The organism is Miniimonas sp. S16, assembly GCF_057748195.1.
On sequence record NZ_CM173242.1, the window covers coordinates 1,300,221 to 1,325,372 of the forward strand.

Consider the following 25,152-nt stretch of genomic DNA (forward strand, 5'->3'; position numbering starts at 1 on the left):
CCGAAGCGCCGAGGGCCGGAACGAGATCGCGCGTCAGCGCGCGGCGCGAGCGCGGGTCAGCGCACGAGCCATCCGCCGTCGACGGGGATGATCGCACCGTTGAGGTAGTCCGAGGCGGGCGAGGCCAGGAACACGAACGGTCCCTGCAGGTCCGCCGGCGTCCCCCACCGCGCCGCCGGAATGCGGTCCAGGATCGACCTCTCCCGCGCCTCGTCCGAGCGGATCGGCGCCGTGTTCTCCGTCGCCATGTACCCCGGCGCGATCGCGTTCACGTTCACCCCGTGCGCCGCCAGCTCGTTCGCGAACGACTTCGTGATCCCCGCGACCGCGTGCTTGCTCGCCGCATACCCCGGCACCAGGATCCCGCCCTGGAACGACAGCATCGAGGCGATGTTGATGATTTTCCCCCCGCCCTGCGCCACGTACCGGCGCGCCGCCGCCTGCGACAGGTGGAACACCGCGTCCAGGTTGATCGCCAGCACGTCGTCCCAGTCCGAGGCCGGGTGCTCCAGCAACGGCGCCCGACGGATGATGCCCGCGTTGTTCACCAGCACATCGATACGACCCAGAGAGTCCACGACCTCCTGCACCGCCGCGTCCAGCTCACCCGGCGTCGCCTTGATCAGGTCCGCCTCGATCAGGTGCACCCGACGCCCGAGCGCCTCGATCTGCTCAGCCGTCTCGGTCGCCGGCGCACGGTCCAGCAGCGCGACGTCCGCACCCGCCTCCGCGAGCGCAACCGCCGCACCCTGGCCCAGACCACGGGACGAACCCGTGACAAGAGCGACCTTCCCGTCCAGACGGAACGAGTCGAGAATCATGAGGATCCTTTCGAGAGGGGGACCCGGGCGCCGCCCGGGCCTTCGGTAGTCAGTGGTCAGTCGGTCACATCGCGCACGGTCTCGTCGCGCGCGTCGACGTCGGGCACCTTGAGGCGCCCGACGGCGAACGATCAGTAGTAGGTCCGGCGGTACTCCGCGAGGCACAGGATGGCCATGGCCTGCCCGTACGGCATCGAGGTCAGCGGGATCTGGTGGTAGAAGTCAAGGCTGGGGCCCATACCGGTGCCGAAGGAGACCTGCTGGAGCTCGCCGTCGTCGCTCACGTTGGCGATGATCGCGCGGATCGCCTTCTCGCCGACCGCGGCGAACCGCTTGTCGAGGTACCCCTTGCGCACGCCCTTGAGGATCCCGTAGGCGAAGCCCGCGGTGGCCGACGCCTCGAGGTAGGAGTCCGGGTCGTCCAGCAGCGTGTGCCACAGACCTGAGTCGTCCTGCAGGTCCGCGAGGGCTTCGACCTGGGCCTGGAGCACCTCGATCAGGAAGCGGCGCACCGGGTCGCCCTCGGGCAGGTCGAGCAGCTCGAGGAAGTCCGGGATCACCATGGTGAGCCAGGAGTTGCCCCGGGCCCACCGCGCGCGGGCGAAGTTGTGCCTGCCCTCGAAGGTCCAGCCGTGGAACCACAGGCCGGTCTCGCGGTCCATGAGGTAGGCGACGTGTGTGAGGAACTGGAACGTCGCCTCCTGCACGTAGGCCGGCCGGTCCAGCAGCAGGCCGATCTTCGTCAGCGGCAGCACCGTCATCATGAGGGTGTCGTCCCACAGCTGGTGGTGGTTCTCCTCCGCGAGCGTGAGGTGCTGCATCCCGCCGTGCGGCGTGCGCGGCATGTCCCGCATGGCCCACTCGGCCCAGGCGTCCAGCCAGGGCAGGAGCGTGCGGTCGCGGGTCTCCTCGTAGCGGTACGCGAGCGTGAGGAAGGGCGCCATGGTGTTGACGTTCTTCGTGGTGCCCTCGGCGAACCGTGCGGTGAACCAGTCGTCGATGATCTGGCGCGTGGCCTCGTCGCCCGTCTGGTCGTAGTACTGCCAGATGCCGTAGAGCCCCACGCCGTGCGTCCACTCCCACCCGGCCCAGCCCTTGGTGTCGATGACGCGGCCGTCGTCGAGGCGGAGCAGGAACTGCCCCGTCTCGTCCGTGATGTGGACGAGGTTGTCGGTGAGCCGGTGGACGAGGTCGTCGATCTCGTCCCGCGTGGCGACGCGCTCCGGCGCCCGCAGCAGCGCGCTGTGCTTCACCGGCCACGCCTTCTGCACCATCGGGTTCCACTGCTCCATCTCCGGTCCTACGTCCTCTCCTCGGGCGCCACCGCGTCGGGGCGTCGTGTGTGGCTGGGGGGCGGCGTCGGGCGCCGCCCCCCAGGTGTCAGGCGGTCTCGAGCTCCGCGAGCGACTTGCCCTTGGTCTCCGGCGTCAGCAGCGTAGCGACCGCCGCCACGACGCAGATGCCGAACGTGACCAGGCCGATCGTGAGCGGGACGTTGGTCGACCCGGGAGGCGCGATGGCCGTGAAGAGCGCCGGGAAGAACGAGGCGAGCATGAGGCCGATGTTCTGCGACACGGCGAAGCCGGTGACGCGGATGCGCATCGGGAACTGCTCCTGGAAGAACGTCGCGAACGTCGCGTTCCACATCTGGAAGAAGATGCCCTGGACGATCACGACCATGACGAACACGAGGAACAGGTTCCGCGCGTCCACCGCGGCGAGGTAGACCCCGGCGAGCGCACCGCCGGCGATGCCACCGACGAGCATGAAGACGCGGCGGCCGATCTTGTCCGAGAGCGCCCCGAAGATCGGGATGGTGACGACGGCGGTGATGTTGGCCACCAGCGTGACCCAGAGCAGGTCGCTCTTGCTGAAGCCGATGTCGTACCCGTCCTGCGTGGCGTAGGAGACGCCGAACACCAGGGTCGCCATGCCGATGACGTTCGTGAAGGTCATGAGGATGCAGCGCACGACGGCCCACGGGTGGGTCTTCATCAGCTCGACGAACGGGAAGCGCCGCTTCGGGGCGTCGGCCTGGGCGAGGTACGCGGGCGGCTCCTGCACCCGGCGGCGGATGAGGTAGCCGGCGACGATCACGACGGCGCTCAGCAGGAACGGCACGCGCCAGCCCCAGGACTCGAAGTGCGCGTCGTCCAGCACGATCGACAGGGGCAGCATGACGCCGGTGGCGAGGATCGAGCCGACCTGCGTGCCCTGGAGGCTGAAGCTCGCGAAGAAGCCGCGGCGCTCGTCCGGGGAGTGCTCCACGATCATCGCGCTCGCACCGCCGAGCTCGCCGGCGACGGCGAAGCCCTGGATCAGGCGCAGCAGCACCAGCAGGATCGGGGCGAGCATGCCGACCTGCGCGTACGTCGGCAGGAGGCCGACGGCGAGGGTCGAGAAGCCCATGAGGAGCATCGCGAACACGAGGACGTTCTTGCGTCCCTTGCGGTCTCCCCACGCGCCGAGGACGACGGCGCCCACGGGCCGGGCGACGTACCCGACGGCGTAGGTCGCCAGCGAGGCGATGATCCCGACGGCCTTGTTCTCGCTCGCGAAGAAGATCGTCGGGAAGACCAGCGCTGCTGCCTGCGAGTAGAGCGCGAAGTCGTAGTACTCCAGCGCGCTCCCGATCCAGCCGCTCATCGCGGCGCGCTTGGGGTCCCTCGTGCCGGCGGCCACCTCGGCCGTGGTCACACTGTCGGTGTTGCTCATGGTTCTTCTTCCGTCATCGCTGACGAGGAGCCTGGCGGGCCCCTCCTGGGCTTGGTGCGTCGATGCACCGGGTTCCCTCCGTGCGGGGTGACTCCCGTGGCACCGTGCTGGTCACGGCGGTTGCCGTTCGGCCGATCGCGTTCTGACGAACGGGCCGAGTGTACCGCCTGTTTCGTCCAGCGGAACGGCCGTTCCTCTGTGACTGAAACCATTCAAACACATCGCACGCCCCTGCGGAAGGACCTTTTTGAATGGATTCAGTCGGATCGCCGTGGTAGGCGCGACCTAGGTCACACCCCGAGTTGACCGCGCACGACGGCGAGCCGCACCACCGCACGTCGGCCCGCCACGGCCGGCACGTCGGCCCGCCGCGGCCGGGCACGTCGGCCCGCCACGGCCGGACACGTCGGCCCGCCACGGCCGGCACGTCGGCCCGCCACGGCCGGGACGACGAAGGGCGCCCGCGCCGCTCTCGCGGCACGGGCGCCCTGACGGACTCAGCGCTCGAGATCAGCACCCGACGGTCTCAGCGCCCGGGCTCCTCCGCCGCGGCGAGCTGGTCGTCGAGGTTGAAGATCTCCGGGTGGTAGCTGAACCCCTCGTCGGGGTTGCCCTCCCCCACGAACAGCCGCGCCATCTCGGCCTGCCACCGTCCGTTGACCTCGGTGGCGGCCATCCGCGCCTGGGCGGCGTCGGCGTCGGCGGCCTCGAAGAAGCCGATCAGCTGGCCTGTGTCGGAGAGGAAGAGCGAGTAGTTGCGCCAGCCCGCGTCCCGCAGGGCCCGCAGCATCTCGGGCCAGACTGCGGCGTGCGCCGCCTTGTAGGCGTCGAGGTGGCGCGGGTCGACCTGCGAGGTGAAGCAGTAGCGGGGCACGTCAGACCCAGCGCGAGTCGATGTTGAACTCGTTCGCGACCGAGGCGATCTCCTCGCGCGTGAGCCCCTCGGCGCGGCCGCCCGCGGCGAGGTCCATGTACTCGTACTTGGCGCCGGTCTCGGCGTACTCGATGCGGTCGACGGCGCGGGTCACCGACAGGTCCGACCGCGCCATCACGCCGTGCTTGCTCCACAGGGTGATCTCGAACTCGCGCAGGCCCTCGACGTTCGCGGCCATCATCTCGGCCGAGCCCGGGATGAAGAACGGGAGCACCTTGATGCCCTGGGACAGGGACACGATCGACTCCGGCTCCCAGCGCAGGATGCGGCGGTTCATCGACTCGTCGTCGCGGTACTCGGGAATGTGGGAGAGGTAGGTCAGGTGCGGCGGCTGGGCGTGCACGACGGCCTGGAAGTTCACCCCGCGGCGCGCGACCTGGTCCTCGTGGACGCCGAGGTGGGAGTTGAACTCGCTGGTCAGGCGCTCGAAGAGGCGCTTCGGCGAGGTGTACATCGTGGCGCGCGTGCCGCCGTCGTGCACCTTCACGGCCGCGACGCACGACTCCGGGTCGGCGATGATCTGGCGCAGCCGGCGACCGGACCCCGTCACGAGCAGCGTGCCGCCCACGAGGTGCGGGGCGGGCAGCGGGAGCTCGATCTCCTCCTGGAGCGGGAACCGACGGCGCACCTCGGTGTCCCACCCGAGGTAGACCGAGATGTTGCCCGCGCCGGCCTCGGCGGCGTCGATCTCAGAGATGCGAGCGCCTGCCTCGCCCATGCTGTCGAGGATCTCCCCAAGACTGGGGCGAATGGGGGTGGTGCTCATCGGTGGATCCTTCCGTCGGTCGTTGACGTGGTTGAAACGTTTCATAGCGTACCGGGAGACATCGTCCTGGGGAAGGCCCTAGGTCCCCCGGCGCGCGATCGTCCGCCCGCACCGCCATCACGGGTGCGCGCGACGCTCGGCGTCGTCCCAGGCGTCCGGCGTCGAGACCTCGCCCGCGCCGGGCTCGTACCGCCGCAGCGGCGTGGACCGCTCCACGACGCGCCGCAGGTCGCCGAGCGTGCCGTGCAGCACGCCGGCGGCACGCGCCTGGACGAGCACGTTGCCGAGCGCGGCGCCCTCGGCCGGGCCGGTCACGACCGGCACGCCGATCGCGTCGGCCGCGAGCTGCATGAGGGCCTCGTTGTGCACGCCGCCACCGACCACGTGCACGACGGCGACGCTGCGGTCGGCCAGGGCGCTCACCTCGCGTACGGCACGCCGGTAGGCGAGGGCGAGCGAGTCGAGGATGCACCGCACCACCTCGCCGACCGACTCGGGCACCGGCTGGCCGGTCGCCCGGGCGAGCGACGCGAGGCGCGCGGGCATGTCGCCGGGCGGCAGGAGGCTCGCGTGGTCGATGTCGACGACCGTGCGCAGGGGCTCGACGGTGGCGGCCTGCGCGAGCGCGTCGGCGAGCGGGACCTCGCGGCCCGCGGCCGCCCAGCCCCGCATCGTCTCGGTGAGCACCCACAGGCCCATGACGTTCTTGAGGTAGCGGATCGTGGCGTCCACGCCCGCCTCGTTGGTGACGTTCGCGGCGCGGGAGGCCTCGGTGAGCACGGGCTCGTCGAGCTCGAGGCCCACCAAGGACCACGTCCCGCACGAGATGTACGCGGCGTCGGGCCGTTCCATCGGGACGGCCACCACCGCCGAGGCGGTGTCGTGGGAGCCGACCGTCCAGACCGGGAGGCGCTCGCCGTCGGGCAACCCGAGCACGGCCGCGAGGCCGGGCCGGACGTGCCCCAGGAGCTCACCGGGCGCGACGAGCTCGGGCAGCACGCGGGCCGGCAGGCCGAGCCGGTCGGCGAGGTCGGTGGACCAGGTGCGGGAGGCGGCGTCGAGCAGGCCCGTGGTGGAGGCGTTCGTGATCTCGGAGCGCTCGACGCCCGTGAGCCAGGCCCCGAGCAGGTCCGGCAGCAGCAGCACGCGGTCGGCCTGCTCGAGCCGGGTCTCGGCGAGGAGCTGGAACGCGGTCGTGAACGGCTGCACCTGGAGCCCGTTGACGGCGTACTGGTCCGCCGCGCCCACCAGGTCGAAGACTCGCGCGAGCACGGGCTCGGTGCGGGTGTCGCGGTAGCAGGTGGGGTTGCCGAGGAGGCGACCCTCGCCGTCGACCATCCCGTAGTCCACCGCCCAGGAGTCGATCCCGATCCCGGCGAGGGGGCCGAAGCGCGCGACGGCGTCGCGCAGGCCCGCGAGGATCCCGCGCCACAGCGCGGGCACGTCCCAGGTGAGGACCGCGCGCTCGTCCCCGCGCGTGGCGGGGACGAGCACGGGCTCGTTGGGGAAGCGACCCACCTCGGTGAGCTCGACGCGCTCGGCGCCGGGCTCACCGACCACGGTGCCGACGATGACGCGCCCGGAGGTGGCGCCGAGGTCGACGGCCGCGAACGAGCGGCCCTGTGCCGCGCTGGACGTGCTGGACATCGAGGTCAGGCGCCCCAGCTGGCCTGGGTGCCGCCGACGCGCTCGGCCGCGACCTTCTCGGCGTAGCCGGTGGCGGCGAACGCCTTGATCGGGTCGGCGTCGAGGCCCTTGGCCTCGCGCACTTCGGCGAGGATCGGGCGCACGTCGGTGTTGAAGGCGTCCATGAGCACGGCGTGCGCGCCGAGGACGTCGCCGGCCTGCTGCGCCGCACCCAGGGCGTCGGCGTCCACGAGCAGGGCCTTCGCCGTCGCCTCCTGGACGTTCATCACGGACCGGATCTGGGCCGGGATCTTCGCCTCGATGTTGTGGCACTGGTCGAGCATGAAGTTCACGCCGAGCGCCGGGTCGAGGGCGCCCGCCTGGACGATCTCGTGCATGATCCGGAACAGCTGGAACGGGTCGGCAGACCCGACGATGAGGTCGTCGTCGGCGTAGTAGCGCGAGTTGAAGTCGAACGCCCCGAGCCGGCCCAGGCGCAGCAGCTGCGCGACGATGAACTCGATGTTCGTGCCCGGGGCGTGGTGGCCGGTGTCGAGGACGACCGTGGCCTGCTCGCCGAGGGCCATGCAGTGCACGAGGCTCGTGCCCCAGTCGGGGATGTCGGTCGTGTAGAAGAAGGGCTCGAAGAACTTGTACTCGAGCAGGATCCGCTCGCCCGGCTGCAGGCCCGCGTAGATCTGCTCGAGGCCCTCGGCGACGCGGTCCTGCCGCGCGCGGATGGAGTCCTGACCGGCGTAGTTCGTGCCGTCGGCGAGCCAGATCTTCAGGTCCGTGCTCCCGACGGCGCGCATCACCTCGAGGCAGTCCAGGTGGTGGGCGACGGCCTTGGCCCGCACCCGGGCGTCCGGGTTGGCGAGGCTGCCGAGTCGGTAGTCGTCGTCCTGGAAGACGTTGGAGTTGATCGCGCCGATCGTCATGCCCTGCTCGTGCGCGTACGCCGAGAGGGCGTCGTAGTCCTCGACCTTGTCCCACGGGATGTGCAGGGACACCCGCGGGGCGGCACCGGTGACGGCGTTAACCTGGGCGGCGTCGGCGATCTTCTCCCACGGGTCGCGGGGGGTGCCGGGGGTGCCGAACACCTTGAAGCGCGTCCCGGAGTTGCCGTACGCCCAGGACGGCACCTCGATGGTCTGCTGGGCCAGGACGGCCTTGGCTGCGGCGATGTCCACGATGACTTCCTCGATCCTTCTCATGCGCGTCGGATGCCGCGCTCGGTGCTGCAGGTGACTGCGGGTGCCGGTCGGTGGTGCTGGTGCTGTGCTGGGTGCTGCGCTCGTGCTCGTGCGGGTCTCGTTCCTCGACGGGCCGGCCGAGCGCTGCCTCGCGCTCGCCGGTGACCGTTCCGTGAACCGCCCCACACTCAATGAATCGTTTCACGCAGCCTACGGCCGCAGACGGGATGCCGTCAACCACGAAGGCCGGCCGAACGGGGCAGCTTTGACAGTTGATTCGATTCACACGTAGCGTCGCCGCCCAGAACAGACCCAGCGACGAAGGTGGGAGAACCATGGCACGACCAGCGGGTCCGCACGGCGCTCGAGCGCGCCTCGAGGGAGCGGCCGGATGACCACCGACCCGACCACCATCCACCTCGCGGGCGACTCCACCGTCGCACCCGGCCCCCTCGACGGCTCCGGCGTGATCGGCTGGGGCGGCGTCCTGCACGAGTTCGTCACCCGGCCCGTCGCCAACCGCGCGTTCGGCGGCGCGACCACCGCGACGTTCCTCGAGACCGGCCGCTGGGCCGAGACCCTCGAGGCGATCCGGCCCGGCGACGACGTCGTGATCCAGTTCGGGCACAACGACCAGAAGGACCCCGAGCTCGCGGCCGACGGCGGCTACATCGACAACCTCACCCGGTTCGTCACCGACGTGCGAGACCATGGCGGCCGCCCGATCCTGGGCACCAGCGTGGAGCGGTGCCTCTTCACCGACGACGGCGAGCTCCGGGTCTCGCACGGCCCCTACCCTCGCGCGGTGCGTCGCCTCGGCCGGACGCTCGACGTCCCCGTCATCGACCTCACGGCGTTCACCCGGTGGCTCTACCCGTGGCTCGGGCCCGAGCGCTGCCGCGAGCTCTTCCCCCACCCGCACCCCGAGAACGGCAACCCCGACACGACGCACTTCGGCCTCGCCGGGGCCCGCGCCGTCGCCGGCTTCGTCGCGCAGCAGCTGCGCGCCCTCGACGGGCTCGACGACGACCACCTGCCGCTCGGCTACTGGGGCATGGTGCCGTGAGGTCGCCAGGACCTGACGGAGCTGCCAGATGACCGCCGACAGCGTGACCACCGCCGCGCCCACGCCGGCGCGGCACCGGCCCTCGGTCATGGACGTCGCGCGACTCGCTCGCGTGTCGGTCGGCACCGTCTCCAACGTGCTCAATCGTCCGGAGCGAGTGTCCCCCCGGACCCGCTCCCGTGTGGAGTCCGCGATCGCGGAGCTGGAGTTCGTGCCGAGCGAGTCGGCCCGCCAGCTCCGGGCCGGTCGAGCGCGCAGCGTCGGGGCGATCGTCCTCGACGTGGGGAACCCGTTCTTCACGGCGCTCACCCGCGGCGTCGAGGACCGCATCGGCGCCGACGGCCTCGCGCTGCTCGTGTCGTCCTCCGACGACGATCCCGAGCGGGAGAACCGCGCGCTGCAGCTGTACGAGCAGCACGGCGTGCGCGGCGTGCTCGTCACGCCGGCGAGCGCCGAGCGCGCGGACCTGCACGCCCTGCGCGCGCGCGGCACGACGGTGGTGCTCATGGACGTCGACGGCGAGGACGAGCTCCCGAGCGTCTCCGTCGACGACGTGCTCGGGGCCAGCCTGCCCGTCGCACACCTGCTCGAGCTCGGGCACCGGCGGATCGCGCTCTTGAACGGACCGCTCACGATCCACCAGTGCGCCGACCGTCTCGCGGGGGCGCGGCTCGCCGTCGTGAACGCGGGTCTCGACCCGGACGAGGTGCTCGTCGAGGTGCCGCTGCCGTCGCTCAACGCCGAGCACGGGACGCTCGCCGCCGAGCGCCTGCTGGCGATGCCGGAGTCGACCCGACCCACCGCGATCTTCTGCGTGAACGACCTCGTGGCGCTCGGGGCGCTCAGCACGCTCGTGCGGGCGGGAGTCCCGGTGCCCGACGGCGTCGCGGTGGTCGGGTACGACGACGTGCCGTGGGCCGCGATGCTCGTCGTCCCGCTCACCACGGTGCGCCAGCCGACGCACGAGATCGGCTGGACAGCGGCCGACCTGCTGCTGCGGCTCGACGGCGAGGACGCGGTCGGGCCGACCCGCGTGCGGTTCGCGCCGGAGCTCGTGGTGCGACGTTCGTCCGACCCGGGGGCGTGAGGGCGCGCAGCGTGGACGCCGCGGTGACGGTGTCCACCGGGGACGCGCCGGACGGCCCCGTGCCGCGACTCACGTGGACGCGGCGGCCGCGGTGTCCACGAAGCACGCGCCCAACAAGCCCGTGCCGCGTCTGACGCGGACGCGGCCGCGACCACGTCCACCGACGACCCGCCGCTCCGGTACGCCCGGAGCGCCGCTGCGCCGAGCACCCGCTCTGAACCGTCACAATGTGCCTGTGAGACCCCGCCCCTCCGTCGCCGACGTCGCCCGCATCGCACGCGTGTCCGTCGGTACCGTGAGCAACGTCCTCAACCGGCCCGAGCGCGTGTCGGAGGGGACCCGGGAGCGCGTCCTGGCCGCGATCGAGGAGCTGGACTTCGTGCCCAGCGCCTCCGCGCGGCAGCTGCGCGCCGGTGTCGCGCAGACGGTCGGAGCGATCGTGCTCGACGTCGGGAACCCCTTCTTCACGCTCATCGCGCGCGGCATCGAGGACCGGCTCGAGGCGGACGGCCTGGCCCTGCTGGTCTCGTCCTCCGACGACGACCCCGCGCGCGAGACCCGGTTCCTCAACCTCTACGAGCAGCACGGCGTGCGCGGCGTGCTCGTCACCCCGTGCGGGCCCGACCTGTCCGACTTCGAGGCGCTGCGCGAGCGCGGCACGCACGTCGTCCTCATGGACGCCGACGCGGACTCCTCCTTCCCCTCGGTGTCGGTGGACGACGTGCACGGCGGGTCGCTCGCCGTCGGGCACCTCGTGGCGCGCGGCCACGAGCGGATCGCGTTCGTGAACGGCCCGGCGTCGATCCGTCAGTGCGTGGACCGCCTCCTCGGCGCCCGCGCCGCCCTGGCCGACGCGGGCCGGTCCCCGAAGGACCTCCTCGAGGTCCCGATCACGTCGCTCAACGTCGAGTCGGGCGACGACGCCGCCCTGCGCATCCTCGCGATGCCCGAGGACGAGCGGCCCACCGGCATCTTCTGCGTCAACGACCTCGTGGCGCTCGGGGTGCTGCGCACCCTGCTGCGCCGGGGCGTGCGCGTGCCGCAGGACATCGCGGTGGTCGGCTACGACGACATCTCCTTCGCCGGGATGCTCATGGTGCCGCTCACCACGATCCGTCAGCCCATCCACGAGATCGGCTGGGCCGCCGCGGACCTGCTGCTGCGCCAGGACGACCGCGCGAGCGGCCCCGAGCACGTCCAGTTCACCCCCGAGCTCGTGGTGCGGATGTCCTCCGACCCGGACGCGACGCCCTAGACGCGACGCCCTACCGCGACGCCCTACCGCACCGCCGGCTCGAGCAGCGCGAGCGTGCGCTCGCCCGCGTCCAGGCCCACCCGGATCCCCACCGGCATCGGCAGGTTCGCCCCGGCGTGACCGACGTCCACCCCGGCCAGCACCGGGATGTCGCGGTCCCCGAGGACGTCGTCGACGATCTCGCGCAGCGACGGCTCGCCCGGCCCGTCGAGCCCGGCGATGTCCCGCGGCACGCCCACGACCATCCCCGAGATCCGGTCAAGGATGCCGGCGTGCCGCATCACCTGCAGATAGCTCCACACGTGCGCGGCGATCCCGCCGATCTCCTCCCAGAACAGCACCGCGCCGTCGAACCACTCCGGCGGCACGGCGAACCGGGTCGCCTGCACGAGCGCGAGGTGCAGCAGCGAGAGGTCGCTGTACCCGAGGACGGGCTTGGGATCGGCCCGGATCGCGTCGAGGTCGACGAGGTCGAGGTAGCCGAAGACGGTCTGCCCGCCGTCGCTCGCGACGATCGCCCGCACCTCGGGGTCGCGCAGCAGCCCGTTGAGCTCGGCGGCGATCTGCGCGGGCGACGCCGAGCTCCACCACCGCTGTCGGCCCACCTCGAGCAGGGGTGCGCGCCGGACGCGGAAGCCCATGCCCTCCAGGACGCGCTCGGTCCGCGTGACGTTCGGCTCGTACATCGCCGGGAGCGGGCCGGAGAGCGACGCGATCACCACGAGATCCCCGCGCCGCAGCGCGCGCGGACGCAGAAGCTCGGGCGCCGTGGCACTCACCGCCGTGGCACGGCGGTGCTCGCGCGCACCACGAGCTCCGTCCCCAGCCGCACGTGGGGGTTCACCGGCTCGCTGCGGCGCAGCAGGTCGAGCAGCATCGCGGCGGCCACGGCGCCCATCTCGCTCATCTGCTGGCGCACCGTGGTCAGGCCCGGCACGCTTCGCGCGGCCTCGGGCACGTCGTCGAAGCCGACCACCGAGAGCCCACCCGGCACGTCGACGCCGCGCTGGGTCGCCTCCTCGATCGTGGCCAGCGCCGACAGGTCGTTCGCGGCGAACACGGCGGTCGGCGGCTCGGCGAGGTCGAGCAGGGCCGCGGTGGCGCGGCGCGCGCCCTCGCGCTGGTAGTCGCCCGCGACGACGAGCGCGGGGTCGACGGCGAGCCCCGCCTCGGTCATCGCGCGGCGGTAGCCCGCCTCGCGCCCGCGCGAGGACTCCAGGTCCGGCCGGCCCGAGATGAAGGCGATGCGGGTGTGGCCGAGGTCGAGCAGGTGCCGGGCGGCCTGGTAGCCGCCGTCGTCGTTGTCCGAGACGACCGACGGCAGGCGCGACGTGCCGGTGTGCGGGTCGATCGCCACCACCGGGATCGTCGTGGCGACCTCCGTGACCGTGGGGGTGACGAGGACCGCGCCGTCGATGAGCGTGCCGCTGAGGCGGGACAGCGAGCGCCGCTCCCAGCCCTCGTGCAGCCGTGCACCGGCCCCGGCGTACGCGAGCAGCTCGTACTGGGTCTCCCCGATCCCGCGCGCGACGCCCTTGAGCACCTCGGCGGAGAACGGCTCGAACTCGGGCACGAGGATGCCCACCACGTTGGTGCGGCTGGAGCGCAGGCTGCGCGCGACGATGCTCGACTCGTACCCGAGCGTCTCGATGACGCCCTGGACGCGCACGGCGGTCGCACCCGCCACGCCGTCCTTGCCGTTCAGCACCTTGGAGACGGTCGCGACCGAGACGCCGGCCTCGCGCGCCACGTCGACGATGGTCACCCGCGACTGCACGAGCCGAGCATAGCCACGTGCGTCGCTACTAAAACGTTATCGATAACGATTGACACGCCCTGGGTCGCAGTGCGAGGGTCGCCCCCAACGGGCTTCCCGGCCCGGTCAACGAGGACGAAAGGACGTGGGATGCGCACATCACTTCGCGGGACGACCGCTGCGCTGGCGACCCTCGCCGTGCTGTCGCTCGCCGCATGCGGCTCGGGCGACTCGGGCGACGGCGGATCGGGGGACGCCACGGGCGACGGCGGCTCGGGCGGGGACGCGGTCACCATCACGTGGTGGCACAACTCCAACACCGGCGAGGGCAAGGACTACTACGACCAGGTCGCCAAGGACTTCGAGGACGCCAACCCCGGCGTGACCATCGAGGTCTCCGCCATGCAGCACGAGGACATGGGCACCAAGCTCGACGCCGCGATGCAGAGCGGCGACATGCCCGACATCTTCATGGAGCGCGGCGGCGGCGAGCTGCGCGACAAGGTCGACGCCGGCCTCGTCAAGGACATCACCGACCAGGTGGGCGACCAGCTCGACGTGATCGGCGGCCAGGCGGCCGGCTGGCAGGTCGACGGCCAGACGTACGCGCTGCCGTTCTCCCTCGGCGTCGTGGGCTTCTGGTACAACAAGGACCTCTTCGAGCAGGCCGGCATCACGGACACGCCGACCACCTGGGACGAGTTCTACGACGTGCTGGACAAGCTCGAGGCCGCGGGCATCACGCCCATCTCGGTCGGTGCCGGCGACAAGTGGCCCGCCGCGCACTACTGGTACTACTTCGCGCTGCGGCAGTGCTCCGAGGACACGATCAAGGACACCGTCGCCTCGCTCGAGTTCACGGACGAGTGCTGGGTCCGGGCCGGCGAGGACCTCGAGCAGCTGGTCGCGGCGGAGCCGTTCAACCCCGGCTTCCTCACCACGGCGGCGCAGAGCGGTGCGACGAGCGCGTCCGGCCTGCTCGCGACGGGCAAGGTCGCGATGGAGCTCGCGGGTCACTGGGAGCCCGGCGTGATGCAGGGCCTCACCGAGGACGGTCAGGGCCTGGGCGAGGCGACCGGCTGGTTCGCGTTCCCCGAGGTCGACGGCGGGGACGGGGCCGAGGGCGCCGCTCTCGGCGGTGGCGACGCGTGGGCCGCCTCGGCCGACGCGCCCGACGAGGCGGTCGAGTTCATCAAGTACCTGCTGTCGGACGAGGTGCAGCAGGGCTTCGCCGAGCTCGACATGGGCCTGCCGACCAACCCGGCCGCGCGTGACTCGGTCAGCGACCCCGCGCTCGCACAGCTGCTCGAGGTGCGCGACTCCGCGCCGTTCGTCCAGCTGTACTTCGACACGGAGTTCGGCCAGTCCATCGGCGGTGCGATGAACGACGCGATCGCGCTCCTGTTCGCCGGTCAGGCGACCCCGCAGGACATCGTCGACCAGACGCAGGCCGCCGCGGACGCCGAGAAGTGACGACGGCGGACAGCGCACCGGGTGCGCCGTCCGCTCAGGTCCCACCGCTGGAGGCCGCCCTCAACGCGAGGGCGGCCTCCCGCCGGGGCCGTCGGCGCGGCGGCGTGGACGTCCGCACGGCCCTGGAGGTCACGCTCTTCGTGGCACCGGCGCTCGTGCTCATGGCCGTGTTCATCGTGTGGCCCGTGCTGCGCGCGGTGCAGTGGTCGTTCTTCCGGTGGAAGGGCTACGGGCCGCTGGAGGACTTCGTCGGGCTGCGCAACTACGTCTCGGTGCTCACGAGCGAGGTGTTCCAGGGAGCGGTGCTCCACAACCTCATCATCGTGGTGGCCTCGATCGCGATCCAGCTGCCGCTCGGCCTGCTCATCGCGCTGCTGCTCAACCGCCGGATCCGTGGCCGCGCGGCGCTGCGCACGATCATCTTCGTGCCGTACGTGCTCGCCGAGGTCATCGCCGGCGTCGTCTGGGTGCAGCTGCTCCAGCCCCAGTACGGGATCATCGACCAGTGGCTCGGCGCGCTCGGCCTGCCCAGCCCCGAGCAGGGCTGGCTCGGCACGCCCGACCTCGCCCTGGGCACCGTCATCGTGGTGCTGTCCTGGAAGTACCTCGGGATGGCCGTGATCCTGCTGCTCGCGGGCATGCAGGGCGTGCCGGACGAGCTGAGCGAGGCCGCCCAGATCGACGGCGCCTCCTACTGGCGCACGCAGTGGCACATCACGTTCCCGCTGCTCGGGCCGACCATGCGGACCTGGGCGTTCCTCTCGATGATCGGCTCGCTGCAGCTCTTCGACATGGTCTGGATCCTCACCAAGGGCGGCCCCGCGAACGCGACGACCACCATGGCGACGTTCCTGCTCACCGAGGGCCAGCGGCGCTCCAACTACGGCATCGCGTCCGCCGCGTCGGTCGTGCTGTTCGTCGTCGCGCTCGTGCTCGCCCTCCTCTACCAGCGGTTCATCCTCAGCCGGGACAACACGGTCGACCGGCCGGCGAAGACCCCTCGCACCCGACGCAGCACCCCGAAGGCGGTCACGGCATGAGCGCCGCAGCCCCCACCCGCGACCTCACCCCGCGCCGGCCGGCGCCCGACGCGGCCGAGGCGACCCCTCGCCGTCGGGCGATCGGGCGGCCGAGCCCGTGGGTCTACGTCCTGGCCGCGATCGTCGTGTTCTTCACGCTGCTGCCGGTGCTCGTCGGCGTCATCGGCGGATTCCGTACCAACGCCCAGCTCGCGGAGAACCCGGCCGGCTGGCCCGACCCGTGGGTCTTCGACAACTACCTCAACGTGCTGCAGGGCAGCCAGTTCTGGCGCTACACGCTCAACTCGGTCGCGATCGCGACGATGTCCACGGTGCTCGTGGTGGTGTGCGGGATCATGGCGGCCTACCCGCTGGCGCGCTACCAGTTCCGCGGCCGCGAGGGCCTGTTCACGATCTTCGTCATGGGGCTGCTGTTCCCCGCGACCGTCGCGGTCATCCCGCTCTTCATCATCACCACGCGCGAGCTGCACCTCGGCAACACGTGGGCCGGCATCGCCCTGCCCCAGGCCGCGTTCGCGCTGCCGCTGACCGTGGTGATCCTGCGCCCGTTCCTGCAGGCGATCCCGAAGGAGCTCGAGGAGGCGGCGATGCTCGACGGGACCGGGCGGATCGGCTTCTTCTGGCGGATCCTGCTGCCGCTCTCGCGGCCCGGCATGGTCACCGTCGGCGTGCTCGCGTTCGTCGGCTCGTGGAACGCCTACCTGCTGCCGCTGCTCCTGCTGCAGGGCGACATGCGCACCCTGCCGCTCGGCGTCGCCGACTTCTCCTCCGAGCACGCCTCGGACACGGCCGGGGTGTTCGCGTTCACGACGCTGTCGATGATCCCCGCGCTGATCTTCTTCCTCACCGCGCAGAAGCAGATCGTCGGCGGGCTGCAGGGCGCGGTCAAGGGCTGAGGGGACACGATGACCACCACGCAGACCACCACGCAGACGACGAACGAGCGCACCGCGCTCGACCTGCTCACCACGATGACGCTGGAGCAGAAGGTCGCCCAGCTCATCGGCTACTGGATCGACCGCGGCGAGGAGGTCGTCGCGCCCATGGCGGGCGAGATGGCCACGTCGAGCGCGTACGAGGACGTCACCCGGCACGGCGTCGGGCACCTCACACGGGTGTACGGCACGCGTCCGGTCGACCCGGTCGAGCGCGCGCGGTGGCTGTGGGCCGAGCAGCGTCGCCTGCGCGAGCGCTCGGGCCACGGCATCCCCGCCCTCGTGCACGAGGAGTGCCTCACGGGCCTGGCGGCCTGGCGCGCCGCGACCTTCCCGACCCCGCTGGCGTGGGGCGCGAGCTTCGACCCCGAGATCGTCGAGCGGATGGGCGCCCTCATCGGGGAGTCCATGCGCAGCCTCGGCGTACACCAGGGGCTCGCGCCCGTGCTCGACGTGATCCGCGACCCGCGCTGGGGCCGCGTCGACGAGTGCATCGGCGAGGACCCCTACCTCGTCGGCACGGTCGGCACCGCCTACGTGCGCGGCCTGCAGTCCGCGGGCGTGCACGCGACCCTCAAGCACTTCGTCGGCTACTCCGCCTCGCGCGCCGGGCGCAACCACGCGCCCGTCTCGATCGGTCCGCGCGAGCTCGCCGACGTCTTCCTCCCGCCGTTCGAGATGGCCGTGCGCGACGGCGGCGCGCACTCGGTGATGAACTCCTACAGCGACCTCGACGGCGTGCCCGCGGCCGCGTCGCGCGCGCTGTTCACCGACCTCCTGCGCGAGCAGTGGGGGTTCGACGGCGTGGTCGTGTCCGACTACTTCGCCGTCGCCTTCCTGCAGCTCATGCACGGCGTGGCGACCTCGCCCGCCGAGGCCGCCGCCCTCGCGCTCACGGCCGGGATCGACGTCGAGCTCCCCACCGGCGACGCCTACCTCGCCCTCGTCGACGCGGTGCGCGAGGGCAGCCTTGAGGAGGCCGCGGTGGACCGCGCGGTGCTGCGCGTGCTCACCCAGAAGGCGGAGCTCGGCCTGCTGACCGAGACGTTCGAGGGCCACGGGCCCGACGTCGTCGACCTCGACCCGCCCGGCCACCGCGCCCTCGCGCGCACGCTCGCCGAGGAGTCGGTCGTCCTGCTGGCGAACGACGGCGTGCTGCCGCTGGGCAGCGCCGAGCGCGCACCGGCGCGCGTCGCCGTGGTCGGCCCGAACGCCGACCGCGCGGCTGCGCTCATGGGCTGCTACTCCTTCGTCAACCACGTGCTCGCCCACCACCCCGACGTCGAGCTCGGCCTCGCGCTGCCGACGCTCGCTGAGGCGCTGCGCGCCCAGCTGCCCGACAGCGAGGTGGTCACGGCGCTCGGCTGCGAGGTCGAGGGTGAGGACCGCTCGGGCTTCGCCGAGGCCGCCGAGGTCGTCGCGAGCGCCGACGTCGCCGTCGTCGTGCTCGGCGACCAGGCCGGGCTGTTCGGGCGCGGCACGGTCGGCGAGGGCAACGATGTGGAGTCCCTCGAGCTGCCCGGCCAGCAGCGCGCCCTCGTGGCGGAGCTGCGGCAAACCGGCACACCGCTCGTCGTCGTGCTGCTCACCGGCCGGCCGTACGCGCTCGCGTGGGCGCTCGACGGCGAGGACCGGCCGAACGCCGTGCTGCAGTCCTTCTTCCCGGGCGAGGAGGGCGGCGCGGCGATCGCGCGGCTCCTGACCGGCGCGGCCTCACCGTCCGGGCGCCTGCCGGTGAGCCTGCCCCGCGCGGCGGGCGCGCAGCCCTACGGCTACCTGCACCCCGTGCTCGGCGGCCCGAGCGAGGTGACGAGCGTCGACCCGACGCCGGTGCGCCCGTTCGGCTTCGGGCTCACCTACACGACCTTCGCCCGGACCGACCTGACCACGCCCCCGACGTGCCCGACCGACGGGACGATCGCCGTCGAGGTCACCGTGACGAACACGGGCGCGCGCGAGGGCACCGACGTCGTGCAGCTGTACGCGCGCGACGTCGCCGCCAGCGTGGTGCGGCCGGTCGCACAGCTGCTCGCCTACCAGCGCGTGACGCTCGCGCCCGGCGCGTCGGCCCGGCTCGCGTTCGAGGTCCCGACGGCGCGGCTCGCCCTCACCGACCCGGCCTGGCGCCGGGCGGTCGAGCCGGGCACGGTCGAGGTCTGGGTCGGCGGGTCGTGCGCCGAGCGCGAGGCCGAGGGACGCGTCGAGCTGGTCGGCCCGCTCGCGCCGGTCGGGCCGGCGTCGGGGCGGATCGCGCGCTGCTCGGTCAGTCCCGCCTGAGCACCACGACGTCGGTCGGGGCGAACGTGACCTGCTCCCCCGCGGCGTACGTCCGGCCGGTGAGGAGGTCCTCCCCGCCCGCGTGCAGCGCGACCGTGACGGGCGCGCCCCCGTGGTGCAGCAGGAAGTCGACCACCGTGCCCGACGGCGCCACGCGCGTCGCGAGCTCGAGTCCCGTCACGTCGGCGTACGGCCCGAGCAGGTCGTGCCGCGCGAGCGCCGTGCGCACGACGTGCGCGAGGCCCTCCTGCGCGAGCTCCGTGCCCAGGTACCAGACCTCGCCCGTCGATCCATGGGCACCGTCGACGCGCCGCCTGGTCACCGCGGGCTCACCGGCGTAGAAGTCGGCGCCGTAGCGCGCCACTACCTCGGCGCCCTCGGGCACGAGCACCTCGAACAGGAGGCGCGCGTCGACCGTGCGGGGAGCCGCGCCGTCGGGCGCCGTGCCCTCGAAGATCACCGGGTTGACGACGTCGGGCTCGGCGGCGTCCGTCTCCGCGACCCGCACCCCGGCGAGCGCGCCCAGCGGTCCGGGCACGTCCGCGAGGAAGCGGCGGTCGTCCTCGTCGACGCGGCCCGACAGGTAGCCGGTCAGCACGGTCCCGCCGCGCGCGGCGACGGCCTCGAGCGCCTCGACGACGCCCTCCTTGACCAGGTGCAGCAGCGGCGCCGCGACGACGTCGTACCCGCTCAGGTCGGCCGTCACGGGCACGACGTCGACCTGCGCGCCGGCCTCCCAGAACGCCCGGCCCCACTCGAGGACCGTAGGCAGGTAGCGCACGAGCCGGTTCGGTCCGTCGGCCATCTCGACGGCCCACCACGAGTCCCAGTCCACGAGCAGGGCCGCGCGGGCGGGCGTGCGAGCGCCGAGCACGGTGGTGCCGAGCCGCTCGATCTCGGCGCCGAGGCCGGCGACCTCGCGGAACGCGCGCGTGTCCAGCCGGCCGGAGTGGTCCAGCACCGCGCCGTGCGTCATCTCGCAGGCGCCGCGCGAGGCGCGCATCTGGAAGAAGAGCACCGAGTCCGAGCCGTGCGCCACGGCCTGCCACGACCACAGCCGCATGACGCCGGGCCGGCGCACGGGGTTGACGTCGCGCGAGGCGGTCACGGTCGGGGTCTGCTCCATGAGCCAGAACGGCGCGCCGTCCTTGATCCCGCGCATGAGGTCGTGCGAGAGGGCCGTGCGCCAGGGCTCGTCGGCCCGGGGCGGGTAGTTGTCCCAGGAGGCGAAGTCCAGCTCGCTCGCCCAGCGGTGGTAGTCCAGCGGCTGGAAGAAGCCCATGAAGTTCGTCGTCACGGGCAGGTCGGAGTGCGCGCGGATGGCGTCCTTCTCGGCGCGGAACGCGGCGATCGCGTTGTCCGTGCTGAACCGGTAGTAGTCCAGGGCGATGCCCTGGAAGGCGGTGTAGCCGCGGCCGCGCCAGTGCTCCGTGAGGGCGCTGGGGGGCACGATCTCGTCCCAGTCGGTGAACCGGTGGGACCAGAACGTCGTGTTCCACGCCTCGTTGAGGTCCTCGAGCGTGCCGTAGCGTGCCTGCAGCCAGAGTCGGAACTCCGCGGCGCACAGATCGCACCAGCACGCGCCACCGTCGCCGCCGTACTCGTTGCCGATGTGCCAGGCGACGACGTTGGGGTGGTTCGCGTAGCGCTCGGCGATCCGGCCGGCGATGCCGGCCGACAGGCGGCGGAAGTTCGGCGAGCTCCAGCACGCGTTGTGCCGCTGGCCGTAGCGGTGGCGCCGGCCCTCGAAGTCGACCCGGGTCACGTCGGGGTAGGCCCGCGCGATCCACGGCGACAGCGCGCCGGTCCCGGTCGCGAGGCAGATGGAACGGCCCTCGGCCGCGGCGCGCGCGACCATCTCGTCCAGCGCGGTGAAGTCGAACGTGTCCTCGGCCGGCTGGGTGAGCGACCACGTGAAGACCCCGAGCGTCACGGTGGTGATCCGCGCGACGTCGAACGCCTCGTAGTCGGCGTCCCAGGTCGCCTTGTCCCACTGCTCGGGGTTGTAGTCGCCCCCGAACGCCACGCCCGGGACCTCGGGCAGCCGGGCCGGGGTCGGCGCCGGAGCAGGGGTGCGCAGGCGGGGCACGGAAACGGCGGAGGGCGCCTCAGTCATGGACGGTGAACCTCTCGGTGACGTCCCGGACGAGCGGCCGGGACAGGGCGTGCAGGAACAGGACGACGGTCCAGAGCAGGAGGAGGGCGACGACGTCGGTGGTCACGACCGTGATCGCGGACAGCACCACGATGAGGCTGAGAGCGCCGAGGCTGAACCGCCACTGCGGCACGAGCTCGGCCACCGCGATCCGCGCCGCGTCGCGCAGCCGGAAGGAGAAGCGCACCTGCAGCACCGCCATGTGCGCGGCCCACACCGGCAGGAGCAGCAGCAGGAGCGCGCTCACCGGCCCGAGCAGCGCACCGCCCTCGATCTCTTGGAGGTGGGCGAGGTTCACGCCGAGCACCGCGACGACGACCAGCAGCGGCACCCACCACGTCAGCGTCCCGAGCGCCTCGCGGCGGTAGGTGCGCCAGAACGGCCGGGCCGGGGAGAGATCGGGTTCGACCTCCCACCCCCGCGCGGCGCCGAGGCCCGCGACGAGCGCGGGTCCGGCCGGCAGCAGCGCGAGCACGTACAGCGGCACGTTCGAGGAGTCGCGGTCCAGGAGCAGGATCGCCGCGATCGTCGGCAGGAGCGCGACGACGAGCATCACCTCGAGCACGATCACGCGGTAGATCCATGCGGCACCGCGGGACAGGGGTCCGCGGCCCACCTCGTCGTCGTTCCGCCCGGCACCGTCGCGCTGCGTCATGACAGTCATCCTGTCGGGTCCGCGTGGCCGAGGAGGCGGTCCTCGGTCAGCCAGGCCGGATTCTCGTCCCGGCTGCCCGTCACCTCGACGAGTGCGATGCCGTGCCGGCCGAGGTCGGCGCTGACGTGCCAGACGCCGTCGACGGCGTGCACGCGGCTCACCCGGACGGCCGGCGCCGAGGCGTCGTGCAGGTCGGCGGTGGCGCGGTGGTCCGGCGCGAGCGGGCTGCCCATGGCCTGCCAGGCCGTGCGGACGTTGCCGCGCTCGGCGTCGACGTGCCGCTCGACGACGACCGCCGAGCCGGCGCCCGGGAGAGCGAGCCGCACGCGGTGGCCGCGCTCCGCCGTCGTGCTCCCGTCCAGGGGCTGCCACAGCAGCGCGCTGATCCGGCCGTCGGCGTGCCGGGTGACGAGGTGGTCCTCGCCGCTGGCGAGGACGTCGGACCCCAGGCGCGCCATGAAGGAGTAGAGGTGGAACGCCGGCTTGCGCAGCTGGCGGTGGCCGAGCAGGCCGAAGCCGCCGTGCAGCGGCGCCGTCGGGATGCCGACCTCCTCGAACACGTCGCACAAAGTCCAGTAGGAGAACGAGGCGACGTGCTCGCCGCCGCGCGCGAGGACCGGGGCCAGGTAGGCCGCCTGGTAGGCGGTGTCGTGGATCGGGTTGTCCGGCCGGTAGGAGGAGGAGAACTCCGTGATGTGCACGGGCAGGTCCGCCAGCGCGGTGCCGGCGAGCAGGTCGCGCGGCGTGGCGAACTGCTCGAGCAGGTGCTGCGGCGGGCGCAGCGTCTGGTGCACGCGGAACGGGACGTGCTGCGCGGGGCCGGTGGTGTAGGCGTGCTTGCTCACGAAGTCGCAGGGCGCGCCGTCGCGCGCGACGAAGTCGGCGAACCGCGGCAGCCAGTCGTCCGACCCGGGCGAGATCGCGGGCCCGCCGACCTGGATGTCGGCGTCGACGTCCTTCACGGCGCGGGCGGTCGCGGCGTAGAGCCGGTGGTAGGCGGCCTCGTCGGCGCCCTGCCAGAAGGTCTCCAGGTTGGGCTCGTTCCACACCTCGACCGGCCACGTGCGCACCCGCTCGATGCCGTAGCGGTCCACGAGGTGGCGCAGCAGCGCGCGCACGAGCGCGGCCCACGCGTCGTGGTCGCGCGGCGGGGTGACGTTGCCCTTCCACCAGAACACGGTCTGGTCGCCCGAGGCGAGCGCCGCGGGCATGAAGCCGAGCTCGAGGAACGGGTCGAGGCCGGCCTCGAGCCACGTGTCGATCACGAGGTCCACGTAGGCGAAGCCGTACCGCACGCCGGCGAACCCGGCGGCGTCGTAGGGCTGCACGAGCCCCATGTCGTCGTGCAGGATCCCGTGCGCGCGGGTGGCGCCGAACCCGATCTCGTCCTGGACCACCTCGAGGGAGTCGCGGTAGTCGGCGTGCAGCACCTCGCGGGTGCGGCCCGTGCCGACGCACGCGCGCCACGCGTCGGGCAGCGTGCCGATCGGCCGGGCGGGGACGAGCACCGGGGCGTCGGTCTCGCGGGCGGTGGCGATCACGGGTGGGCCCTCCTGGGTTCGGATGGTGCGGGGTGGTGCGGGGTCACGCGGGTGGTGCTGAGAGTGCCGGGCGCGCCACCGGCCGGCCGCCCGAGGGCGACCGGCCGGTGGAGGTGCTCAGCCCTGCGTCCGCTGGTAGGCGGTGTTGTAGGTGTCGATGAGCGTCTGCGCGCCGAGACCGTTGATCTCGTTGACGTAGGCGTCCCAGTCGTCCAGCGAGCGCTGGCCGGTGATGAAGCCGGCGGTCGCCGCCTGCACGGCGTCCTTGATCTGGGAGTCCAGCAGCGAGGTCTGCTCGAGCTCCATCTCGTTGAGGCCCGCGGCCGGGGTCACCGGGAGGGTCTCCTTCTTGTCCAGGACGTTGTTCGTCCACTCCTTGATCTCGTCCGACATCACGGACTGGAGCAGGTCCTTGGACGAGCCGTTGGCGAGGAGGAACACGCCGTTGGAGAAGCCGTAGTCGGCGTTGAGCTTCTTCGGCGCGCCCGGGTTGAGGGCGTTCCAGCCGATGTCGGCGTTCAGCGTGCGAGCGCCCGAGGCGTCCTTGGTGTAGGTCTCACCGTCGACACCCCACTGGGCGAACTCGATGCCCTCGTCGGAGTAGTACAGCCAGTCGATGAACTGCAGCATCGCCTTGAAGTTCGGGCTGTCGGCGGCCGAGCTCGAGAGCATGAGGCCGGAGGAGAGCTGGCTGCCGGCGAGGTTGTTGCCCGCGGGGCCGTCCGGGATCACGATGAGGCGCAGCGGCACGTCGGCCTGGCCGGCGTCGGCGAACTTCGTCCGGTAGGACGTGATCTCCTGCGTGTTGCCGGAGATCGCGGCGCTCTGGCCGGAGATGAACTTCTGGATCGCCTGGTCGTCGCTCTGCGTGATCTCGGGGTCGAGCACGCCGTCGGACACGAGGCTCGCCGCGTAGGTGACGAGCTCCTTGTAGGCGTCGGACGTGCCGTTGAGCACGAACTCGCCCGAGTCCTGGTCGAACCACGTGTTGGTGTAGCCCCAGCCGGCGCTCGCGCCGAAGTTGGGCGCGACCACGTTGAGGAAGGCGCCGAGGGTCGTGGTGTCGGTCCAGCGGTCCGACATCGCGTAGGTGATCTCGGGGTTCGCGGCCTTGACCTTCTCCAGGTCCGCGAGGTAGTCGTCCCACGTGGCCGGGTCCTCGGTGATGCCGGCCTTCTCCCACATGTCCTCACGGATCACCACGGAGTACTGCACGTCCGGGATCTCCCGCAGGCCGGGCAGCTGGTAGATCTTGCCGTCCTCCTGCTTGTGGGTGTCGAGCTCGGCCTGCAGGCCCCAGTCGGCGACCTTCTCGGAGAAGTTCGGCATGTACTGGAAGTAGTCCGAGATCGGCAGCAGCGCGCCGCCGGAGACGAACTGCGTCTCCTGACCCGGGTAGGTCACCGAGATGATGTCCGGCGAGTCGCCCGCGGAGATGAGCAGGGCCTTCTTCTGGTCCCAGTCCGCCAGCGGGATGTCGGTGCGGGTGAACGTGACGTTCTGGTTCGCCTCGAGCTGGGTGAAGATCAGCCAGTCGTCCTTGACGGGGTAGTTCGGGTGGTCGCGGTACATGAGGCTGAAGTCGACCGGCTCGGTGGCCTTGAACGTCGTGCCCGCCTCGAAGTCCTCCATCGCGCCGACCGAGTGCTCGGCGTCGATCGTGGCGCCCTCGGCGACCTCGCCGGTGCCGTCGCCGCCGCCGGTGGCGTCGTTGCCGCCTCCGCCGCCGCCGGAGCACGCCGTGAGGACGACGGCGAGTGCGGCGACCGCCGCCACGCCGGCCGACCGCCTGCGAATGTGAGCCATGTATCTCTCCTTCTGTGAACGTCGTCGTTCGACGCTGGGTGGTGGGGAATA

General features: G+C 72.1%; 20 protein-coding genes. 7 read left to right on the forward strand and 13 right to left on the reverse strand.

The window, feature by feature from the left end; translation table 11 throughout:
* Nucleotides 1-56: 56 nt before the first annotated feature.
* The 7 genes from kduD to rhaI all read right to left on the reverse strand — a co-directional run bounded on the left by kduD (nt 57) and on the right by rhaI (nt 8,076).
* Nucleotides 57-821, reverse strand: coding sequence for a 2-dehydro-3-deoxy-D-gluconate 5-dehydrogenase KduD (kduD, locus tag AC3AQ1_RS05735; protein ID WP_108718194.1), 765 nt, complete (start codon nt 819-821; stop codon nt 57-59).
* A 131-nt stretch (nt 822-952) separates the two neighbouring features.
* The gene (bglB, locus tag AC3AQ1_RS05740) at nt 953-2,113 is read right to left on the reverse strand and encodes a beta-galactosidase BglB (protein WP_199916534.1); all 1,161 of its coding nucleotides are present in this window, start codon (nt 2,111-2,113) and stop codon (nt 953-955) included.
* An 88-nt stretch (nt 2,114-2,201) separates the two neighbouring features.
* Entirely contained in the window at nt 2,202-3,536 is a 1,335-nt protein-coding gene (locus AC3AQ1_RS05745; RefSeq protein WP_234417822.1) for an MFS transporter, read from the reverse strand.
* 526 nt (nt 3,537-4,062) lie between these two features.
* The gene (locus tag AC3AQ1_RS05750) at nt 4,063-4,410 is read right to left on the reverse strand and encodes an L-rhamnose mutarotase (protein ID WP_108718195.1); all 348 of its coding nucleotides are present in this window, start codon (nt 4,408-4,410) and stop codon (nt 4,063-4,065) included.
* A gap of 1 nt (nt 4,411) precedes the next feature.
* Nucleotides 4,412-5,236, reverse strand: a complete 825-nt coding sequence (locus AC3AQ1_RS05755) for a class II aldolase/adducin family protein (protein WP_108718196.1) — start codon at nt 5,234-5,236, stop codon at nt 4,412-4,414.
* 117 nt (nt 5,237-5,353) lie between these two features.
* Nucleotides 5,354-6,883, reverse strand: a complete 1,530-nt coding sequence (locus AC3AQ1_RS05760) for a rhamnulokinase (RefSeq protein WP_108718197.1) — start codon at nt 6,881-6,883, stop codon at nt 5,354-5,356.
* Between the two features lie 5 nt (nt 6,884-6,888).
* The gene (rhaI, locus tag AC3AQ1_RS05765) at nt 6,889-8,076 is read right to left on the reverse strand and encodes an L-rhamnose isomerase (RefSeq protein WP_108718198.1); all 1,188 of its coding nucleotides are present in this window, start codon (nt 8,074-8,076) and stop codon (nt 6,889-6,891) included.
* A gap of 370 nt (nt 8,077-8,446) precedes the next feature.
* Between rhaI and AC3AQ1_RS05770 the strand changes: the two genes are divergently transcribed.
* The 3 genes from AC3AQ1_RS05770 (at nt 8,447) to AC3AQ1_RS05780 (ending at nt 11,463) form a co-directional block, all read left to right on the forward strand.
* Nucleotides 8,447-9,121: a rhamnogalacturonan acetylesterase gene (locus AC3AQ1_RS05770; RefSeq protein WP_108718199.1), complete on the forward strand. Its 675-nt coding sequence runs from the start codon at nt 8,447-8,449 to the stop codon at nt 9,119-9,121.
* A gap of 28 nt (nt 9,122-9,149) precedes the next feature.
* Nucleotides 9,150-10,208, forward strand: coding sequence for a LacI family DNA-binding transcriptional regulator (locus tag AC3AQ1_RS05775; protein WP_108718200.1), 1,059 nt, complete (start codon nt 9,150-9,152; stop codon nt 10,206-10,208).
* Nucleotides 10,209-10,443: 235 nt separating this feature from the next.
* Nucleotides 10,444-11,463, forward strand: a complete 1,020-nt coding sequence (locus AC3AQ1_RS05780; protein WP_234417824.1) for a LacI family DNA-binding transcriptional regulator — start codon at nt 10,444-10,446, stop codon at nt 11,461-11,463.
* Nucleotides 11,464-11,486: 23 nt separating this feature from the next.
* Here the strand turns inward: AC3AQ1_RS05780 and AC3AQ1_RS05785 are convergent, their stop codons facing one another.
* Nucleotides 11,487-12,182: an LD-carboxypeptidase gene (locus AC3AQ1_RS05785; protein WP_199916535.1), complete on the reverse strand. Its 696-nt coding sequence runs from the start codon at nt 12,180-12,182 to the stop codon at nt 11,487-11,489.
* Nucleotides 12,183-12,238: 56 nt separating this feature from the next.
* Nucleotides 12,239-13,240, reverse strand: a complete 1,002-nt coding sequence (locus AC3AQ1_RS05790; RefSeq protein WP_108718202.1) for a LacI family DNA-binding transcriptional regulator — start codon at nt 13,238-13,240, stop codon at nt 12,239-12,241.
* A gap of 129 nt (nt 13,241-13,369) precedes the next feature.
* Here AC3AQ1_RS05790 and AC3AQ1_RS05795 point away from each other — a divergent pair, with 129 nt between their 5' ends.
* The 4 genes from AC3AQ1_RS05795 to AC3AQ1_RS05810 all read left to right on the forward strand — a co-directional run bounded on the left by AC3AQ1_RS05795 (nt 13,370) and on the right by AC3AQ1_RS05810 (nt 18,944).
* Nucleotides 13,370-14,692: an ABC transporter substrate-binding protein gene (locus tag AC3AQ1_RS05795; RefSeq protein ID WP_108718203.1), complete on the forward strand. Its 1,323-nt coding sequence runs from the start codon at nt 13,370-13,372 to the stop codon at nt 14,690-14,692.
* A gap of 104 nt (nt 14,693-14,796) precedes the next feature.
* Nucleotides 14,797-15,732 carry a carbohydrate ABC transporter permease gene (locus AC3AQ1_RS05800; RefSeq protein ID WP_370445328.1) on the forward strand — a complete coding sequence of 312 codons (936 nt, stop codon included), beginning with the start codon at nt 14,797-14,799 and terminating at the stop codon, nt 15,730-15,732.
* A complete protein-coding gene (locus AC3AQ1_RS05805; RefSeq protein ID WP_108718204.1) occupies nt 15,729-16,628 on the forward strand; it encodes a carbohydrate ABC transporter permease in 900 nt (299 codons plus the stop codon). Before AC3AQ1_RS05800 ends, AC3AQ1_RS05805 begins: the two co-directional genes overlap by 4 nt.
* 9 nt (nt 16,629-16,637) lie before the next feature.
* Nucleotides 16,638-18,944: a beta-xylosidase/alpha-l-arabinosidase gene (locus tag AC3AQ1_RS05810; protein WP_108718205.1), complete on the forward strand. Its 2,307-nt coding sequence runs from the start codon at nt 16,638-16,640 to the stop codon at nt 18,942-18,944.
* Here the strand turns inward: AC3AQ1_RS05810 and AC3AQ1_RS05815 are convergent.
* The 4 genes from AC3AQ1_RS05815 to AC3AQ1_RS05830 form a co-directional block, all read right to left on the reverse strand.
* Nucleotides 18,931-21,060 (reverse strand): beta-galactosidase, encoded by a 2,130-nt coding sequence (locus AC3AQ1_RS05815; RefSeq protein ID WP_108718206.1) that lies wholly within the window; start codon nt 21,058-21,060, stop codon nt 18,931-18,933. The genes AC3AQ1_RS05810 and AC3AQ1_RS05815 overlap by 14 nt on opposite strands.
* Nucleotides 21,053-21,754: a DUF624 domain-containing protein gene (locus AC3AQ1_RS05820; protein ID WP_159096406.1), complete on the reverse strand. Its 702-nt coding sequence runs from the start codon at nt 21,752-21,754 to the stop codon at nt 21,053-21,055. The genes AC3AQ1_RS05815 and AC3AQ1_RS05820 overlap by 8 nt, the downstream gene beginning before the upstream one ends.
* A gap of 5 nt (nt 21,755-21,759) precedes the next feature.
* Nucleotides 21,760-23,295 carry a GH39 family glycosyl hydrolase gene (locus tag AC3AQ1_RS05825; RefSeq protein WP_370445329.1) on the reverse strand — a complete coding sequence of 512 codons (1,536 nt, stop codon included), beginning with the start codon at nt 23,293-23,295 and terminating at the stop codon, nt 21,760-21,762.
* A 117-nt stretch (nt 23,296-23,412) separates the two neighbouring features.
* Nucleotides 23,413-25,101 carry an ABC transporter substrate-binding protein gene (locus AC3AQ1_RS05830; protein WP_108718208.1) on the reverse strand — a complete coding sequence of 563 codons (1,689 nt, stop codon included), beginning with the start codon at nt 25,099-25,101 and terminating at the stop codon, nt 23,413-23,415.
* Nucleotides 25,102-25,152 lie beyond the last annotated feature (51 nt).